This is a genomic window from Pseudomonas sp. CGJS7, assembly GCF_036961695.1.
In genome coordinates, this window is sequence record NZ_JBAMDI010000108.1 from 1 (window position 1) to 16,990 (window position 16,990).

Below are 16,990 nucleotides of genomic sequence, written 5' to 3' on the forward strand. Positions count from 1 at the left end.
TGGCCAATCTCCACCCGCCGTTCACCGTTGCCGGCGCTACCGTATTCGCGGGTAAACCCGCTCCTACCACACTGATCGGTGGTGGCCACACGTCAGGGGTTGGACACAGGCCGTCGTGTAGGAGCGGGTTCACCCGCGAAGAGGCCGGGCCTGCTGGCCAATCTCCACCCGCCGTTCACCGTTGCCGCCACCACCGCATTCGCGGGTAAACCCGCTCCTACAAGGCTCGCGTGGCGGCCGGAAGTTCGTTCATCCAACCGCAAATTCAACTGTTCCAGTGCACTGCCGATGAAGTGAGGGCACAATGCCATTATTGATCTGCCGGGTTGGAGATTACCCTTGTTTCGTCTTAACGCTGTTCGCGCAAGCCACTTCCTGCCGTCGCTGTTCTTGTTGCTGGCAGGGCTCGCCGCAGCCTATGTGAGAGACCTCAGCGTCTTTTTCACATCGCTGTTCAATGTCCTGCCTACCTTGGTTCTGCTGCTGGGTGGCACCTACTGCGCGGTTTACCGCCGTCAGCGTGAGCTGTTCCTGATGCTGACGGTGTACATCGCCTACTTTCTGCTCGATACCCAGACCGACTTCTACCGTGACCATGGCCGCGTGCGTGAGGACGCCGCGGTGATCTTCCACCTTGTCTGCCTGTTGCTGCCGGCGCTGTTCGGGCTGTATGGCGCCTGGCAGGAGCGTACGCACCTGCTGCAGGACCTGGTCGCCCGCGGTGCGGTGCTGTTTGCCGTGGGCAGTGTGGCGGTGGCCCTCCAGCAAAGCTACCCCGAGGCGTTGCTGACCTGGTTGGCGGAGATCCGCTGGCCGGCTTTGCATGGCCACTGGATGAGCCTGATCCAGATGGTCTACCCGCTGTTCCTGGGTGTGTTCATTCTGCTGGTGGTGCAGTACCTGCGTGCACCCCGGCCGCTGCACGCCGCGCAGTTGATCGGTCTGCTGGGGATTTTCTGGATGCTGCCGCAAACCTTCATCCTGCCGTTTACCTTGAACATCATGTGCAGCCAGGTGATGTTGATGATCGCCGCAGCCGTCGCGCACGAGGCTTATCAGATGGCCTTCCGTGACGAGCTGACTGGCCTGCCGGGGCGCCGTGCGCTGAACGAGCGCATGCAGCGCCTGGGGCGTAACTATGTGATCGCCATGACCGATGTCGACCACTTCAAGAAATTCAACGACACCCACGGCCACGATGTCGGGGACCAGGTGCTGCGGTTGGTCGCCAGCCGCTTGTCCAAGGTCACCGGCGGTGGCCGTGCCTACCGTTATGGCGGGGAGGAGTTCGCCCTGGTGTTCGCCGGCAAGACCGCCGCGGAATGCGTACCGCATGTGGAAGCCGTGCGTGAAGTGATCGCCAATTACGTGATGCACCTGCGCGATCAGCACAACCGCCCGCAGGACGATACCGCCGGGCGCCAGCGCCGGGCTGGCAGCGCCGGCGGCACGGTCTCGGTCACCATCAGTATCGGCGTGGCCGAGCGCCAGGCCGATCATCGCAACCCCGAGGCGGTGCTGAAATCCGCCGACCAGGCGCTGTACAGTGCCAAAGGCGCGGGGCGCAATTGTGTCATGGTGCATGGGCGACAATCGCCGCGTGGGGCAGTGCGTACGGCGTGACCAAATGAGACTATTTAGTCGATTGATGACCCTATGTCTCGCAAAAGTTGTTCGGTTACACTGCCAGTAACCCCAGTGTCGCGGTTCCCCGAGACCGCCCCGACCCGACTAGCGAGAGGTTGTCATGGCTGACTATAAAGCGCCGCTGCGCGACATGCGCTTCGTACTGAATGAAGTCTTCAACGTGGCCGAGCAGTGGACGCAGTTGCCCGGGCTGGCCGAGGTTGTCGATGCCGACACGGCCATGGCCGTGCTGGAAGAAGCCGGCAAGGTCACCGCCAGGACCATTGCGCCTCTCAGCCGCGCCGCCGACGAGGAGGGCTGCCACTGGGACAACGGCGCGGTACGCACCCCAGCCGGTTTCATCGAGGCCTACAACACCTACGCTGAAGGCGGCTGGGTGGGCGTGGGCGGCGACCCGCTGTTCGGTGGTATGGGTATGCCCAAGGCCATCTCGGCCCAGGTCGAGGAAATGGTCAACGCGTCCAGCCTGGCCTTCGGCCTGTACCCGATGCTGACCGCCGGCGCCTGCCTGTCGATCAACGCCCACGCCAGCGAGGCCTTGAAGGAAAAATACCTTCCGAACATGTATGCCGGCGTTTGGGCCGGCTCCATGTGCCTGACCGAGCCGCATGCCGGCACCGACCTGGGCATCATCCGCACCAAGGCCGAGCCCCAGGCTGACGGCAGCTACAAGGTCAGCGGCACCAAGATCTTCATCACCGGTGGTGAACACGACCTGACCGAGAACATCATCCATCTGGTGCTGGCCAAGTTGCCGGATGCACCGGCCGGGCCGAAAGGGATTTCGCTGTTCCTGGTGCCGAAGTTCCTGGTCAATGAAGACGGTAGCCTCGGCGCACGGAACCCGGCCACTTGCGGCTCGATCGAGCACAAAATGGGCATCCAGGCTTCGGCTACCTGTGTGATGAACTTCGACGAAGCTGTCGGCTACATCGTCGGTGAGCCGAACAAAGGCCTGGCGGCCATGTTCACCATGATGAACTACGAGCGCCTGGGCGTCGGCATTCAAGGCCTGGCGTCGGCCGAGCGCTCCTACCAGAACGCCGTGGAGTACGCCCGCGATCGCCTGCAAAGCCGTGCCCCGACCGGCCCACAAGCCAAGGACAAGGCGGCCGACCCGATCATCGTCCACCCGGACGTGCGTCGCATGCTTTTGACCATGAAGGCGCTGATCGAGGGTGGCCGCGCTTTCTCCACCTACGTGGCCATGCAACTGGACAGTGCCAAGTACAGCGAAGACGCCAGCGTGCGCAAACGCAGCGAAGAGCTGGTGGCACTGCTGACGCCGGTGGCCAAGGCCTTCCTCACCGACCTGGGCCTGGAGTGCGCAGTGCATGGCCAGCAGGTATTCGGCGGGCATGGTTACATTCGTGAGTGGGGGCAGGAGCAGTTGGTGCGCGATGTGCGCATTACCCAGATCTACGAGGGTACCAATGGCATCCAGGCCCTCGACCTGATGGGGCGTAAAGTGGTGGCCAGCGGCGGGGCATACTACAAGCTGTTCTCTGACGAGATTCGCCAGTTCATTACCGGTGCAGGCAGCGAACTGGACGAATTCGCCAAGCCACTGGGCGCTTCGCTCGACCAGCTCGACAGCTTGACCGAGTGGGTATTGCAGCAGGCCAAGGGCAACCCGAATGAAATTGGCGCGGCTTCGGTCGAGTACCTGCATGCCTTTGGCTATGTTGCCTATGGCTACATGTGGGCACTGATGGCGCGGGCGGCGCTGGCGGGCGAGGGGGATGCGCCATTCTATTCGGGCAAGCTGGGGACGGCGCGGTTCTACTTTGCGCGGTTGCTGCCACGGGTGGATTCGCTGGTGGCTTCGGTGAAGGCGGGGAGTGAGTCGCTGTACCTGCTGGAAGCCGAGCAGTTCTGATCGATTTTTGGGGCTGCTGCGCAGCCCAATCGCGACGCAAGGCCGCTCCCACAGGTATCGCCTAAGTTGGATAGGTGGAAGCGGCCCCAGCCATCGCATATCTGTGAATGAATCTCCTGTGTAAGCTTTTTCCTACACGACGTGGTGACTTTTCACCACTGTTCTAAGATTGGATCCACGGTTAATCTTTACCACATGGACGTTGCGCAGGAAGCGCAAAGGACAGATCAAGGACGACGACGAAGGACCACCTGCCAGGATGGCGGGGCGATACGGATGTCACAGGGAAACAGTCTGGAAAACCCCGCTTCGGCGGGGTTTTCTTTGCGTGCGTGTTTCAGGCCAGCACATCCAGCGGTGATGCTCCCATCAGGCGAGCGTCCGTCTCTTCCTCCAGCAACGTGCGCAGCAGCTCCACAGAGGCCTGCTGGCGCTGGGCATCGCGAAATACCAGGCCGACCTTCAACGGCACGCGCGGCTCGCTCAACGGCTTCCACAGCAGACCTTGATCATCTTCGGCGGCCTCCTTGGCACGCCCCGGCAGAATGGTCGCCAGCGCTGTGTGCGCGAGGCTATCGAGAATCCCTGCCATATTGTTCATCTCTGCCTGCACCTGCGGCCGTCGGCCCTGACTGGCCAGCTGCGCCTGCCAGATCTGACGGATCTGGAACTCCTCGCCCAGCATCAGCATGGGCAACTCGGCGGCTTGGCGGATGGACACCTTCTTGAAGTCCTTCAGCGGGTGGGTATCGGGTATGACCAGTTGCAGCTCGTCTTCGTACAGCAGCAGGCCATGCAGCCCTGGCTGGCGCGGCGGCAAATAGCTGATGCCGATGTCCAGGTTGCCGTTGAGCAGGCGCCGTTCGATCTCCAACCCCGACAACTCGTAAATCTGCACGACCAGGTGAGGTTGAGCCTTGCGCAGCCGTTCAAGCAGCTGCGGTATCAGGCTTGGGCGCACGGTCTGCAATACACCGATAGCCAGGGTGCGCAGCGACTGGCCCTTGAAGTTGCGCATGGCCTCGTGGGCCCGCTGCAGGCCGTCGAGCAACGGCAGGGCATGGTTGTACAAGGTGTGGGCAGCCAGGGTCGGCAGCAAGCGTTTGTTGCTGCGCTCGAACAGGCTCAGGTCGAGGCTGTGCTCCAACTGGCGGATCTGCTGGGAAAGCGCCGGCTGTGACAGCGACAGGCGTTCGGCGGCACGGCCTACGTGGCCTTCTTCGTACACCGCGACGAAATAACGCAGTTGGCGGAAATCCATAAGCAACACTTATCGAAAATGCTGGAAAAACGAAATGGTCGAAAACCCTGCTGAAGCCTAGTCTATCGCCGTATTCCAAAGTGTTACAGCGATGATTCGGTCGATTGTTACCCCGGATGAAAAACACTTTTGATAGGCAAGGCAAAATATCGAGTGCCGGCACCAAGACCGCACCGTGGCTGCCCTTTACCGTGATTGGTTGGAGCCCTGATGAACCTGTTCAACCTGCGCCGCTCGGCTCCTGCCGCCGTCGCCGAGCCCAAGCGTGCGCCGGTGATCGTGCCGCACGCGTCTGAGCTGTCGCCTGAGCGCCTGATGCCCGGCGCCGAACGTGCAGCGCAGGTATTCGTGCGTGGCCAGGGCTCGTGGTTGTGGGACAACGAAGGGCATGCCTACCTGGACTTCACTCAGGGCGGTGCGGTCAACAGCTTGGGCCACAGCCCCAGCGTGCTGGTCAAAGCGTTGGGCAACCAGGCTCAGGCCTTGATCAACCCGGGCTCGGGCTTCCACAACCGTGGCCTGCTGGGACTGGTCAACCGGCTGTGTCAGAGTACCGGCAGTGACCAGGCCTACCTGCTCAACAGCGGTGCCGAGGCCTGTGAAGGGGCGATCAAGCTGGCGCGCAAGTGGGGCCAGCTGCACCGCAATGGCGCCTATCACATCATTACTGCCAGCCAAGCCTGCCATGGCCGGAGCCTGGGCGCGCTGTCCGCGTCCGACCCGTTGCCGTGCAATCGCTGCGAACCTGGCCTGCCGGGTTTCAGCAAGGTGCCGTTCAATGACCTGGCGGCGCTGCACGCCGAGGTGGATTCACGCACCGTGGCAATCATGCTCGAGCCGATACAGGGCGAGGCGGGCGTTATTCCCGCTACTCAGGAATACCTCAAGGGCGTGGAAACGCTCTGCCGCGAACTGGGCATCCTGCTGATCCTTGATGAGGTGCAGACCGGTATTGGTCGCTGTGGTGCGCTGCTGGCCGAGGAGCTCTATGGCGTGCGTGCCGACATCATCACCTTGGGCAAGGGCCTGGGGGGCGGCGTGCCGCTGGCCGCCTTGTTGGCGAGGGGCAAGGCATGCTGCGCCGAGCCTGGTGAGCTGGAAGGCAGCCATCACGGCAACGCGCTGATGTGCGCCGCCGGCCTGGCGGTGCTGGACAGCGTGCTGGAACCTGGCTTTCTGGCCCAGGTCCAGGACAACGGTCGTCACCTGCGTGAAGGCCTGAGCCGCCTGACCGGGCGCTATGGTCAGGGTGAAGTGCGCGGTCACGGGCTGTTATGGGCCCTGCAACTGAAAGAAAACCTGGCCCGCGAACTGGTGGCCGCGGCCCTGCACGAAGGCCTGCTGCTCAACGCGCCGCAAGTGGATGTAGTGCGCTTTTCACCGGCGCTGACTGTGAGCAAAGGCAACATCGACGAAATGCTGCTGCGCCTGGCGCGCGCTTTCGCCCGCCTGCATGCCCAGCAGCAGGCCCGTCGCGAAATGCCGGCGTAGCGGCCTGGCAAAGAATTCAACGAACCGTCTGGCGTTCCTGCGCATCGCCCCTGGCCTGTTTCATTCGGCCCGGGGCGTTTTTTTTTGCCTGTGGAACCTCTACGGCCGGGAGCTAGTCTTTGATGTAACCCTTCAGGAGAGACTCGCATGGACTTTATTCGCATCATCATCGCCATTCTTCTGCCACCGCTGGGCGTGTTTCTGCAGGTGGGGTTTGGCGGGGCGTTCTGGCTGAATATTCTGCTGACCTTGCTGGGATACATTCCGGGGATCGTGCATGCGGTGTATATCATCGCCAAACGTTGATACAGGCAGAGATTGGCCCCTGCAGGAGCAGCGCAAGGTCGCTCCTGCTCGGGGCGCCTGGAACTACTGCGCCAACACCCGGCAATAGAACTTCCACTCTTCTTCCAAGGCATGCGCCAGGTTCTCGGCCTTGCGGAACCCGTGCCGTTCCTGCGCATAAAAATGCCCTTCAGCGTCGATCCCGTTGGCCTGTAGCGCCGTCAACATGGCGCGTGTCTGCTCCGGCACCACCACCGCATCCAGCTCACCCTGGAAGAAAATCACCGGCACCTTGATGCGCTGCGCATGCAGCAGCGGCGTGCGCTGGCGATAGCGTTCAGCGTCGCGCTGCGGGTCGCCGATCAGCCAGTCCAGGTAATCCCCTTCGAACTTGTGCGTGGCACGGCCCAGGGCTAGCGGGTCGCTGACCCCATAGAGGCTGGCGCCAGCGCGGAACACGTCATGGAACGCCAAGGCGCACAAGGTGGTGTAGCCACCGGCGCTACCACCGCGGATAAACGCCTTGTGCTTATCGACCAGGCCTTGAGCAGCCAGGTATTCGACCGCCGCGCAGGCATCGGCCACGTCACTTTCGCCCCAGCGCAGGTGCAGTGCCTGGCGGTATTCCCGACCATAGCCGGTGCTGCCCCGGTAGTTGAGGTCGGCCACGGCAAAGCCACGCTGGGTCCAGTACTGGATGCGCGGGTCGAGCACGGGATAGCAGGCTGAGGTTGGCCCGCCGTGGATGAACACCACCAGCGGTGCGGCGCCTTGCGGCTGCGCTGGCGGGTAGAAGAAACCATGGGCCTGCTCGCCGCCACTGCCGTAGTGGATCGGCTGCGGTAGGCTGATTTGCCCTGCTGGCAGTATTTCGGCGCCACCGGCCAGTACGCGTACTTCATGGTTGCCGCGGTCAATGGCAATGACTGCCGGTGGGCTGATGGGCGACGCGGCAATGGCATACAGGTGTTCGCTGTCCATGGCCAGGCTGCGAAAGCGTGTGTAGGCACTGGCGAAACGCTCCATACGGCCATCTTCACCACGCAGCCCCAATTGCCCGAAGCCGTCTTCGAACCAGTTGGCCAGGTAGCTTTGCGGGCCCAGTGCCAGCCAGGTACAGGTGCCCAATTGCCAAGGCGCAGCAGCATGGTCTGCCGGTGCGGCAGGTAACGCCTGCCATTGGCCATCGACCTCACCCCAGGGTTGCCAGAAGCCATTGCGGTCGGACAGGCAGTAGAGCCGACCTTCGGCATCGAAGCGTGGTTGTTGCAGCGATTCTTCGGCGGCGGCTACACATTGCGCCGGTCCCCAGTGGCCGCTGGCATCGCGCACGCGGCACATCAACCGGGTGACGGTCCAGGGCTGCGCCGGGCGGTCCCATTCGATCCACGCCAGGCGCTGGCCATCGGCACTGACGGCAGGCGAGGCGTAGAAGTCCGCGCCCTCGGCGAGCACCTCGCGGCTGCTGTCACCCAAAGCGACCAGGCGGTGCTCTACCTGCTCGGCATGGCGCTCTTCGACGGCCAGCACGTGGCCGTCGTGCCACTGCACATCGCCATAGCGGCAGCGGGCATCCTGGGTCAGTGCACGTGGTAACAGATCGTCCAGCGGCTGGGTGTAGACCTGCTGATCCTTTTCGTTGACGAACACCAGCCCGTCGCCACCCAGGCAGAAGCTGCCGCCGCCGTACTCATAGACCCGGCTGCGTACGCTGAAGCCGTCCGGGGTCAGGCAGCGGGCCTGGTAGTGCAGCCAGTGCCAGATACGGCACGCTCCATCGGCCGGGCGGAATTCGTTCCAGAACAGCCCGTCGGCACTGACCTTGAGTTCGGCGAAGTCGGTGCCGGCGGCAACCGCCTGGGCCGCGCTGAATTCAGCCGCGGGCGATGACACGGGAGTTTCGATCATTGCGGAAGGTCATCTGTTCGATCGCGAGCTGGGCGGTTTCTGCCTCCTCGCGGGCCTTGAGGATGATGCCGTGCTCGGTCGACTTGGCGCACACCGGGTCGGCGTTGCTGGCATCGCCGGTCAGCATGAAGGCCTGGCAGCGACAGCCGCCGAAGTCCTTTTCTTTCTCGTCGCAGGAGCGGCACGGTTCGCGCATCCACTCATAGCCACGGAAGCGGTTGAAACCGAACGATTCATACCAGATATGGTGCAAGTCGTGGTCGCGTACATTCGGAAACTGCACCGGCAGCTGGCGGGCGCCGTGGCAGGGCAATGCGGTACCGTCCGGGGTGATGGTGAGGAACAGGTTGCCCCAGCCGTTCATGCAGGCCTTGGGGCGCTCTTCGTAGTAGTCAGGGGTAACGAAAATAAGCTTGCACGGGTTGCCCTCGGCCTTGAGCTTGTCCCGGTATTCGTTGGTGATACGTTCGGCCCGCTCGAGCTGCGCGCGGGTTGGCAGCAGCCCCAGGCGGTTGAGGTGCGCCCAGCCATAGAACTGGCAAGTGGCGAGCTCGACAAAGTCGGCCTCCAGGGCAATGCACAACTCGATGATGCGGTCGATCTTGTCGATGTTGTGCCGATGGGTGACGAAGTTGAGCACCATCGGGTAGCCATGGGCTTTCACCGCGCGGGCCATTTCCAGCTTCTGTGCAAAAGCCTTTTTCGAGCCGGCCAGCAGGTTGTTCACCTGCTCGTCGCTGGCCTGGAAGCTGATCTGGATATGGTCCAGGCCGGCCTTTTTGAAGTCGGCGATACGCGCCTCGGTCAGGCCAATGCCCGAGGTGATCAGGTTGGTGTAGTAACCCAGGCGGCGGGCCTCTGCGATCAGTTGAGCAAGGTCCTGGCGTACCAGCGGTTCACCGCCGGAAAAGCCGATTTGTGCGGCACCCATTTCCCGCGCTTCAGCCATGACCTTGAACCACTGTTCGGTGCTCAGCTCCTGGCCCTGGGCGGCGAAGTCCAGCGGGTTGGAGCAGTAAGGGCACTGCAGCGGGCAGCGGTAGGTGAGCTCGGCCAGCAGCCACAGCGGCAGGCCGACCTCGGGCGTGGGCGGCAACTCAGGCGAGGACGATCCAGTGTTCGGCACGGGCCACCTCCATGAACTGCTCGATGTCGTCCGCCACTTCCGGGACACCGGGGAATTGCTGTTCGAGTTCGCTGATGATCGCTGCCACGTCACGCTGGCCGTCGATCAGGCCACCGATCAGGCTCGCGCTGTCGTTGAGCTTGATCATGCCTTCGGGGTACAGCAACACATGGCCCTTTTGCGCCGGCTCGTACTGGAAGCGGTAGCCGGGGCGCCAGTTGGGTACCTGGTTACGGTCGAAACTCATAGGGTGATTCCCTTGTGCCACACCCGTTCCTGGGTGACGGAGTGATAGGGCGGGCGGTTCAGTTCGTAGGCCATGCTCATGGCATCGAGCATACTCCAGAGGATATCCAGCTTGAACTGCAGTATCTCCAGCATACGCTCCTGGCCCGCACGGGTGGTGTAGTGCTGCAGGGTAATCGCCAGGCCGTGTTCCACATCGCGTCGCGCCTGGCCCAGGCGGGTACGGAAATACTCATAGCCGGCGGGGTCGATCCACGGGTAGTGCTGCGGCCAGCTGTCCAGGCGTGACTGGTGGATTTGCGGGGCGAACAGCTCGGTCAGCGAGCTGCTGGCGGCTTCCTGCCAGCTGGCCCGGCGGGCGAAGTTGACGTAGGCGTCCACGGCAAAGCGCACGCCAGGCAATACCAGTTCTTGCGAGCGCAATTGGTCCGGGTCCAGCCCGACAGCCTGGCCCAGGCGCAGCCAGGCTTCGATGCCGCCATCCTCGCCGGGCGCACCATCGTGGTCGAGCAGGCGCTGGATCCACTCGCGGCGCACTTCGCGGTCCGGGCAGTTGGCCAGGATCGCGGCATCCTTCATCGGGATGTTGACCTGGTAATAGAAGCGGTTGGCCACCCAGCCCTGGATCTGCTCGCGGGTGGCGCGCCCCTGGTACATCGCCACGTGGTACGGGTGATGGATGTGGTAATAGGCGCCCTTGGCGCGCAGGGCCTGCTCGAATTCGGCAGGGGACATTGGCAGTGCGTCGCTCATTCGGCTGGCTCCTGTAGAACGATTATCTGGCCTGGCACATCCCTCTCCCTTGTGGGAGCGGGCGTGCCCGCGAACACCGGCGAAGCCGGTGCCATCGACCGTGTTGGCTTTTTTCGCGGGCATGCCCGCTCCCACAGGGTCTGGTGTCGCCTCACAGACTGTTTTACAACTCGATGCTCATGCCATCGAAGGCAACTTCGACGCCCCGGCGCAGGACTTCGGCGCGCTCGGGTGAGTTTTCATCGAGAATCGGGTTGGTGTTGTTGATGTGGATAAGCACTTTGCGCTGGCGCGGGAAACCGTCCAGCACTTCCAGCATACCGCCCGGGCCGTTCTGGGCCAGGTGACCCATCTCGCGGCCGGTGCGGGTGCCCACGCCACGGCGCTGCATTTCGTCGTCTTCCCACAGGGTGCCGTCGACCAGCAGGCAGTCGGCACCGTGCATCATCGCCAGCAGCTTTTCGTCTACCTGGCCCAGGCCCGGGGCGTAGAACAGCTTGCCGCCGGTGCGGGTGTCTTCGACCATCAAACCAAGGTTATCGCCCGGGTGCGGGTCGAAGCGGTGTGGCGAATAAGGCGGCGCGGCGCTGCGCAGGGGGAAGGGGGTGAACTTGAGGTTGGGGCAGGCGTCGATCACGAAGCTGCCTTCCAGCTCGATACGGTTCCACTGCAGGCCACCGTTCCAGTGGCTGAGCATGTTGAACAGCGGGAAACCGGTGGTCAGGTCCTGGTGGACCATGTCCGTGCACCACACCTGATGCGGGCAGCCTTCGCGCAGGCTGAGTAGGCCGGTGGTGTGGTCGATCTGGCTGTCCAGCAGGACGATGGCGTTGATACCGGTGTCGCGCAGTGCCCGGGCCGGCTGCATCGGCGCAAAGGCCTGCAGTTGGGCGCGGATGTCGGGCGAGGCATTGCACAATATCCAGTGCACACCGTCGTCGGACAGGGCGATGGATGACTGGGTGCGCGCCGTGGCTTTCAGGGTGCCATCGCGGTAGCCCTTGCAGTTGACGCAGTTGCAGTTCCACTGCGGGAACCCGCCACCGGCGGCGGAGCCGAGAACCTGGATGTACATGGCCACTCTCTATGCAGAAACCGGATCGAAAAAACGAAAACGCCCCGGCAGGCCGAGGCGTGAAACCCTAAGCCTGGCTTAGCGGTTAGCGAAGTACATGGTGACTTCGAAGCCGATACGCAGGTCAGTGTATGCAGGTTTGGTCCACATGGAATTACTCCTTCCGAATGAGGGTTGGGTTGTTCAGCTACTACTTGGGTACCGCCATGCGTTGGCAGTTCCGTGAAAACGGGATTGCGCTATCTTACAAGAAAAATTTGAACCGGAAGGTTAATTATTCGAGAAGCGCCGTTGCAGTTGGCGTAATAATCATTGATTTTCGCCCTGCCAGGAAGTGTCTGGCGCGGCAGCGTTGGCCAAACATAGCCAAGCGGAACCTGGGTTGAGCAGGTCGCTCAGCAGGTGGTCCAGATCCGTCTGCCGCGTAGTCAGGATAGACCTGCGCAGCACATCCAGCCGATCGGCTTGTGTGGCCAAGTGTGTCTGCCACGCCCATTCGGCGACATCGGCATTGGCCATGGCGGGCTCGTCGAATTGCCCAGCCAATGCCTGGCGAGCGGCCGGGTCAAGGGTGACGCCATGGCGCAGCAGGCTGAGCAGGTGGTCGAGCACCTGTGCCTGACCGGTGTGGGGGGACTGCACACCAAACAACAGCCCACCGACCCCCTCGACCTGACGAAAGGCGCTGAACACCGCGTAGCCGAGTTGCAAGTCTACCCGCAGGCGCTGGTAAACCGGCCCTTGCAGCAATTGGGCTAACAGGCGGCCCGCGGCCTCTTTTGCCGCCGGCAACGGGCAGAACAGCAGCAGGGCATGTTCGCTGCCTGGCACTTGGGCATGCTGCCAGCGGTGGTTTGCCCAGGTTGGCAGGGGGCCAGGTCGCGAGCCATGCCCAGGGCACTGCTGCAGCGCATTGCCCAAGGCCTTTAGCGCGGTATCCTCGAAGCCTGCGGCCATGCCATGCCACTCGGTGTGCAGCCACAGGCTGTCGAGTTGCTGCTGGGTAAGCGTGCAGGCAGGCACCGCTGCGGGCAGGCTACCCCGTACCGCGTCTGGCAGTTGCTTGAGCAGGGCCCTGATGGGGATCAGGGCCGGGGGCAGCGCCGTGCAGGGCAGCCAGCAACTGGCAGGTGGCTTGAGCATCAAGGCCAAGGCTTGTTCCACTGCCCGCAGCACTGCTGCTGGCAGGCCGGCGCAGTGCAACTGCCAGTATTCTCCGGCGCTGCTGTACTGCAGTTGCACGGAGGCGCGGTTACAGCGTTCCTGCAGCGGTGCCAGGGCCAGTTCCAGCACACGCTGTAGCTGCTGGCGCAACGGCGAAGGTACATGCCAGCGCAGGTACAGCGCAGCGTATTGGCGCGCGGGCGGGAGCTGGTCACTGATCTTCAGTGCTGCCGGCAGCGGCTGCGCCTTGGCATGGGGCAGGTCAGCCATCAGCAATGGGTCGACTGGCAAAAGCTGCCAATCGCCATGGTCGCCACCTGGCAGGCTTTCCAGCAAGGCGCCAAGCGCCTGCAACCCTTGGGTATCCAGCTTGGCGAACGGCTGGCCAGTGCTGTCCCGGCGGGCCAGCTCGAGCGCGCTGGCACTGTGCGCTCGGCTGTGCTGCAGTAAGCCGAATTGATGGTTCAACTGTTCGCGGTCGGCCTGACGGATGAACCTGAACCAACCTTGCAGCAGGGCGCTGGCTTCGTCCGGGCAAGCGTCGGCACTGAGCTTCAGGTCAAGGTGCCACAGCAGCTGACCGGCGAACGCATACAGCCTTTCGGCTGTGAAACGTTGTAGCCAGCCACGCTCGCGCAGCGCGCCCAGCCAGGTACCTGGGCGGCTGTCCTCCAGGTAAGCGATCAGCAGTTCCAGGGCGTGCTCGGCGCCGCTGGGGAGGCCTTGGTGAGTGAAGGTCAGGGAGCTAGCGATTGCTGGCAGTGGCGGCGGCGGCATTTGCGGCACGCGCTCACCTGCGGCGAACAGTTCGGCATGCTGCCGGGCAAGGTGTTCAAGTTCATCCAGCGGCTGCGGACCGCAAAGGCTCAGGCAGATCTGGCCGCCTTGGTAGAAGCGTCGATGAAAGCCCGCAAGCGCTTGCTGGAAAGCCGCGTCGTGCAAGGCCAGGGTGTATCGATTGCCAGCATGAAAAGCGCCCAGTGGATGCTTGGCCGACACTGACTGCAGCAAGGCGAACTGCTGTTGGGCCGTTGGATTGCGCGACCAGGCGATGAATTCGGCATGGATCACTTCGCGTTCACGGCGTTGGCGTTCGATGCCCAGATCCGGTTCTGCCAGCATTTGGCACAGGCGCTCGAGACCGCCACCGAGCGCCTTGGGTGGCACCTCGAAGAAAAAGTCGGTGGCGCGTTCGCGCGTGCTGGCGTTGACCTGGCCGCCCAGGGCTTGCACGTAGCGCATCAGGCCGTCTTCCAGCGGGAAGCCCGGGGTACCGAGGAAGAACAGGTGTTCGAGGAAGTGCGCCAGACCGGGCCATTTGGCAGGCGCGTCGTGGCTGCCCGCGTGCACCCGCAGTGCGGCGGCCGAGCGCTTGAGGCGAGGGGCGTGGCGCAGGGTCAGTTGCAAGCCGTTGGCGAGGGTGAGTTGGCGGATGGCGTCAGGCATGGGGGCTCCGGTGGCTGCTCTCCATGCTAACCGATTTGTTTGCAGGCCCGGCCTTTTCGCGGGTATGGCGCCGGTATGAAAGGCAGCGCAGATCCCGTGGGAGCGGGCGTGCCCGCGAATGGGCCGCATAGCGGCCCCTGTCAGCCTTTACGCAGGTGCAGCTCCTGGCGCAAATCGGTCAGGTAGGGAAACGCCCTGCGCCCCTGTACCACCCGCTCATGTTCGAGCTCTGCCAACAACTGGCACTCATCCCGCCCGGCCATGGCCAGCAAGCTGCCATCCGGGCCGATGATGCTGCTCTGCCCGCAATACTCGATCTCGTCTTCCGCGCCGCAGTAGTTGGCATATACCAGGTAGCACTGGTTTTCCTGCGCCCGTGCCCTCACGGTCACCTGGCAGGTAAAGTCGTACGGCGTCATGTTCGCCGTCGGCACCAGGATCAGCTCGGCGCCGTCCAGCGCCAGGCGTCGGGCGTTCTCCGGGAACTCGATGTCGTAGCAGATCAGCAGGCCAACCTTCCAGCCTTCCAGTTCCACCACCGGGAAGTGGTCCGCACCAGGGCTGAACATCGAGCGGTCCAGTTCACCGAACAGGTGGGTCTTGCGGTAATTGCTCAGGCTGCGGCCATGCGCATCGATCAGCTGCACGCTGTTGTAGATCGCCCCGTCATCGCCGCGCTCCGGGTAGCCATAGACAATGGCGATGCGGTGCGCCTGGGCGATCTCCACCACGGTCATGGCTGCCGGGCCATCGGCGGCCTCGGCCAGGCGCTCGACCTGGGCCAGGCCGATGTTGTAGCCGGTCAGGAACATCTCCGGGCACACCAGCAACTGTGCGCCGCGTTCGGCTGCCAACTGCGCCTGGTGGCGCAGCCGTTGCAGGTTGCCGGGCACATCCAGTGGCTTGGGTGCGCCCTGGTACAGAGCGATGCGCATGGTGCCTCCTTGTCTCAATCCGCCAGGGCGATCGGCCCGATTTCGTTGAACACATCGCCCGGGCCGGGGTTTTCGGGGTGGGTGTGGCCACCAAAGTGGTTCATGATACCCCACACCGCGTTCAGCGACGTCTGCACCGCGCCCTCAACCCAGGCGGGGGTCCAAGACACGTCGTCACCGGCAATGAAGATACCGCGCTGCTCCGCCGGCATGTCCTGCTGCATGAAGTGCGCGTACATGCGCTGGTTGTAGCGGTAATGGCCCGGAAGCGCACCTTTGAAGGCGCCGAGGAAGTACGGGTCGGCCTCCCAGGAAACCGTGATCGGGTCGCCGATGATGTGCCCGGCGATATCGGTCTTCGGGTAGATCTTCTTCAGCGCATCCAAGGCCAGTTGTACGCGCTTCTCCACCGGGTGCGGCAGCATCTTCAGCGCGTCGCTCATCCACGAGTACGACAGGCAGATCACCCCGGGCTTGTCGTTGCCGTTGTCGAACAGGTAAGTGCCGCGGGTGAGGCGGTCGGTGAGGGTCATGCTCAGCAGGTCACGGCCGGTTTCCGGGTCCTTGTCTTTCCAGAACGGGCGGTCGACCATGACGAAGGTTTTCGACGACTGCATGTAGCGGGTACGGTCCAGGGCCATCCACATCTTTTGCGAGAACAGCGATTCCTCGCAGTCGATCTGGGTGGTCAGCAACCAGGTTTGGCAGGTGGCGAGTACTGCGCTGTAGTGGCGGGTATCGCCCCAGTTGTCGGTGACCGCCAGGCGGCCATCGGCGGCGCGGGCAATGCGCTTGACCCCGGTACGCGGTGCGCCGCCATGCAGTGTGCTGAGGCTGGTGCCCTCTGGCCAATGCACGCAGCGTTCCGGTACGTGGCGCCAGATGCCCTGTGGCACTTGTTCCACGCCCCCGACCACCAAGTGCTGGTGGTCGTCGCAGTTGGTCATCACCACGCGGAAGATTTCCAGCATCGAGTTGGGGAAGTCCGAGTCCCAACCGCCGGTGCCGAAACCGACCTGGCCGAACACTTCCCGGTGCTGGAAGCTCAGCTTGGCAAAAGAGCGCGAGGTGGCGACGAAGTCGTAGAAGGTGCGGTCGTCCCACAGCGGCACCAGCTTGTTCCAAAGTTCCTTCAGGCGCGGTACATCACGGTCGCGGATGGCCTGCTGGATATCGGCGAACTGCGCACCACTCTCCAGCGCATCGGCCCAGGCGTCGGCTACCTCATGAAACAGTTGCGGCAGGTCGGTGGGCTTCTCGGCGTAGTAGGTCTGGCCTTCCAGGTCGATCACCGTGCTGCCCGAAGCTGGGGTCAGCGGGTTGGGGAAGGGCTTGGTTTCCAGGCCCAGCTTGTCGACGTAGTGGTAGAAGGCGGTGGACGACACCGGGAAGCGCATGCCACCCAGCTCGGCAACGATCCCGTCAGTGCCATTGAAGGCTTGCGAGCGCAGCCGGCCGCCCAGCTTGGAAGCCTCGTACACCACCGGCTTGAGGCCCAGCTTCATCAGCTCGTAGGCCGCTACCAGGCCGGCGATACCGGCACCGACAATGGCCACCTCTTCCCCATGGCGCTCAGCCGGAATGCTGCCCAGGCCTGCCGGGTGTTCCAGCCAGTCGTCGAAAGCAAAAGGGAAGTCCGGGCCGAAAATGGTGATCGGCTTCTTGCCGTCGGCGGGGTGGCGGTTCTTCTTGTTCATGAAATGACCTTGCCAGAGAGGCTGCGCGAGGAGCGGAGCCTGAGTATAGGAGATGCCTGGCTGTCATTTTAGGGAGT

14 protein-coding genes are annotated in these 16,990 nt (G+C 63.3%); 4 read left to right on the forward strand and 10 right to left on the reverse strand.

Annotation, left to right across the window (positions count from 1 at the left end; genetic code table 11):
• Positions 1–339: 339 nt before the first annotated feature.
• Positions 340–1,623 (forward strand): GGDEF domain-containing protein, encoded by a 1,284-nt coding sequence (locus V7787_RS40060; RefSeq protein WP_064491642.1) that lies wholly within the window; start codon positions 340–342, stop codon positions 1,621–1,623.
• 124 nt (positions 1,624–1,747) lie between these two features.
• Complete coding sequence (locus V7787_RS40065) at positions 1,748–3,526, forward strand: acyl-CoA dehydrogenase C-terminal domain-containing protein (protein ID WP_104886784.1); 1,779 nt, start codon at positions 1,748–1,750, stop codon at positions 3,524–3,526.
• Between the two features lie 337 nt (positions 3,527–3,863).
• Here the strand turns inward: V7787_RS40065 and V7787_RS40070 are convergent, their stop codons facing one another.
• Positions 3,864–4,787, reverse strand: coding sequence for a LysR family transcriptional regulator (locus V7787_RS40070; RefSeq protein ID WP_010951723.1), 924 nt, complete (start codon positions 4,785–4,787; stop codon positions 3,864–3,866).
• A gap of 210 nt (positions 4,788–4,997) precedes the next feature.
• On the opposite strand from V7787_RS40070, the gene V7787_RS40075 reads away from it, so the two are divergent.
• Together V7787_RS40075 and V7787_RS40080 are read left to right on the forward strand one after the other, a co-directional pair.
• Positions 4,998–6,278, forward strand: a complete 1,281-nt coding sequence (locus V7787_RS40075) for an aspartate aminotransferase family protein (RefSeq protein ID WP_104886783.1) — start codon at positions 4,998–5,000, stop codon at positions 6,276–6,278.
• 147 nt (positions 6,279–6,425) lie between these two features.
• Positions 6,426–6,584 carry a YqaE/Pmp3 family membrane protein gene (locus V7787_RS40080; RefSeq protein ID WP_003177654.1) on the forward strand — a complete coding sequence of 53 codons (159 nt, stop codon included), beginning with the start codon at positions 6,426–6,428 and terminating at the stop codon, positions 6,582–6,584.
• A 63-nt stretch (positions 6,585–6,647) separates the two neighbouring features.
• Here V7787_RS40080 and V7787_RS40085 read toward each other — a convergent pair whose 3' ends face one another.
• The 9 genes from V7787_RS40085 to V7787_RS40125 form a co-directional block, all read right to left on the reverse strand.
• On the reverse strand, positions 6,648–8,471 hold the full coding sequence (locus V7787_RS40085) for a S9 family peptidase (protein ID WP_104886782.1): 1,824 nt from the start codon (positions 8,469–8,471) through the stop codon (positions 6,648–6,650).
• On the reverse strand, positions 8,437–9,597 hold the full coding sequence (gene pqqE, locus V7787_RS40090) for a pyrroloquinoline quinone biosynthesis protein PqqE (RefSeq protein ID WP_014860209.1): 1,161 nt from the start codon (positions 9,595–9,597) through the stop codon (positions 8,437–8,439). Before pqqE ends, V7787_RS40085 begins: the two co-directional genes overlap by 35 nt.
• The gene (pqqD, locus tag V7787_RS40095) at positions 9,569–9,844 is read right to left on the reverse strand and encodes a pyrroloquinoline quinone biosynthesis peptide chaperone PqqD (protein WP_010951728.1); all 276 of its coding nucleotides are present in this window, start codon (positions 9,842–9,844) and stop codon (positions 9,569–9,571) included. The genes pqqE and pqqD overlap by 29 nt, the downstream gene beginning before the upstream one ends.
• Positions 9,841–10,596 (reverse strand): pyrroloquinoline-quinone synthase PqqC, encoded by a 756-nt coding sequence (gene pqqC, locus V7787_RS40100; RefSeq protein WP_003255592.1) that lies wholly within the window; start codon positions 10,594–10,596, stop codon positions 9,841–9,843. Before pqqC ends, pqqD begins: the two co-directional genes overlap by 4 nt.
• Positions 10,597–10,759: 163 nt before the next feature.
• Positions 10,760–11,671: a pyrroloquinoline quinone biosynthesis protein PqqB gene (pqqB, locus tag V7787_RS40105; protein WP_010951729.1), complete on the reverse strand. Its 912-nt coding sequence runs from the start codon at positions 11,669–11,671 to the stop codon at positions 10,760–10,762.
• Between the two features lie 78 nt (positions 11,672–11,749).
• Positions 11,750–11,821, reverse strand: coding sequence for a pyrroloquinoline quinone precursor peptide PqqA (pqqA, locus tag V7787_RS40110; RefSeq protein WP_003243383.1), 72 nt, complete (start codon positions 11,819–11,821; stop codon positions 11,750–11,752).
• A 159-nt stretch (positions 11,822–11,980) separates the two neighbouring features.
• Positions 11,981–14,281: a pyrroloquinoline quinone biosynthesis protein PqqF gene (gene pqqF, locus V7787_RS40115; protein ID WP_336093203.1), complete on the reverse strand. Its 2,301-nt coding sequence runs from the start codon at positions 14,279–14,281 to the stop codon at positions 11,981–11,983.
• Positions 14,282–14,421: 140 nt separating this feature from the next.
• Positions 14,422–15,216, reverse strand: a complete 795-nt coding sequence (locus tag V7787_RS40120) for a carbon-nitrogen hydrolase family protein (RefSeq protein ID WP_104886779.1) — start codon at positions 15,214–15,216, stop codon at positions 14,422–14,424.
• 14 nt (positions 15,217–15,230) lie between these two features.
• Positions 15,231–16,913, reverse strand: coding sequence for a flavin monoamine oxidase family protein (locus V7787_RS40125; RefSeq protein ID WP_064491647.1), 1,683 nt, complete (start codon positions 16,911–16,913; stop codon positions 15,231–15,233).
• Positions 16,914–16,990 lie beyond the last annotated feature (77 nt).

What these genes read in the sequence shown, in the direction of transcription:
- pqqB (WP_010951729.1), bottom strand. Translation starts at nt 11,671, where the DNA reads ATGTACATCCAGGTTCTCGGCTCCGCCGCCGGTGGCGGGTTCCCGCAG.
- V7787_RS40085 (WP_104886782.1), bottom strand. Translation starts at nt 8,471, where the DNA reads ATGATCGAAACTCCCGTGTCATCGCCCGCGGCTGAATTCAGCGCGGCC.
- V7787_RS40125 (WP_064491647.1), bottom strand. Translation starts at nt 16,913, where the DNA reads ATGAACAAGAAGAACCGCCACCCCGCCGACGGCAAGAAGCCGATCACC.
- V7787_RS40120 (WP_104886779.1), bottom strand. Translation starts at nt 15,216, where the DNA reads ATGCGCATCGCTCTGTACCAGGGCGCACCCAAGCCACTGGATGTGCCC.
- pqqF (WP_336093203.1), bottom strand. Translation starts at nt 14,281, where the DNA reads ATGCCTGACGCCATCCGCCAACTCACCCTCGCCAACGGCTTGCAACTG.
- V7787_RS40075 (WP_104886783.1), top strand. Translation starts at nt 4,998, where the DNA reads ATGAACCTGTTCAACCTGCGCCGCTCGGCTCCTGCCGCCGTCGCCGAG.
- V7787_RS40080 (WP_003177654.1), top strand. Translation starts at nt 6,426, where the DNA reads ATGGACTTTATTCGCATCATCATCGCCATTCTTCTGCCACCGCTGGGC.
- V7787_RS40065 (WP_104886784.1), top strand. Translation starts at nt 1,748, where the DNA reads ATGGCTGACTATAAAGCGCCGCTGCGCGACATGCGCTTCGTACTGAAT.
- V7787_RS40070 (WP_010951723.1), bottom strand. Translation starts at nt 4,787, where the DNA reads ATGGATTTCCGCCAACTGCGTTATTTCGTCGCGGTGTACGAAGAAGGC.
- pqqC (WP_003255592.1), bottom strand. Translation starts at nt 10,596, where the DNA reads ATGAGCGACGCACTGCCAATGTCCCCTGCCGAATTCGAGCAGGCCCTG.
- pqqD (WP_010951728.1), bottom strand. Translation starts at nt 9,844, where the DNA reads ATGAGTTTCGACCGTAACCAGGTACCCAACTGGCGCCCCGGCTACCGC.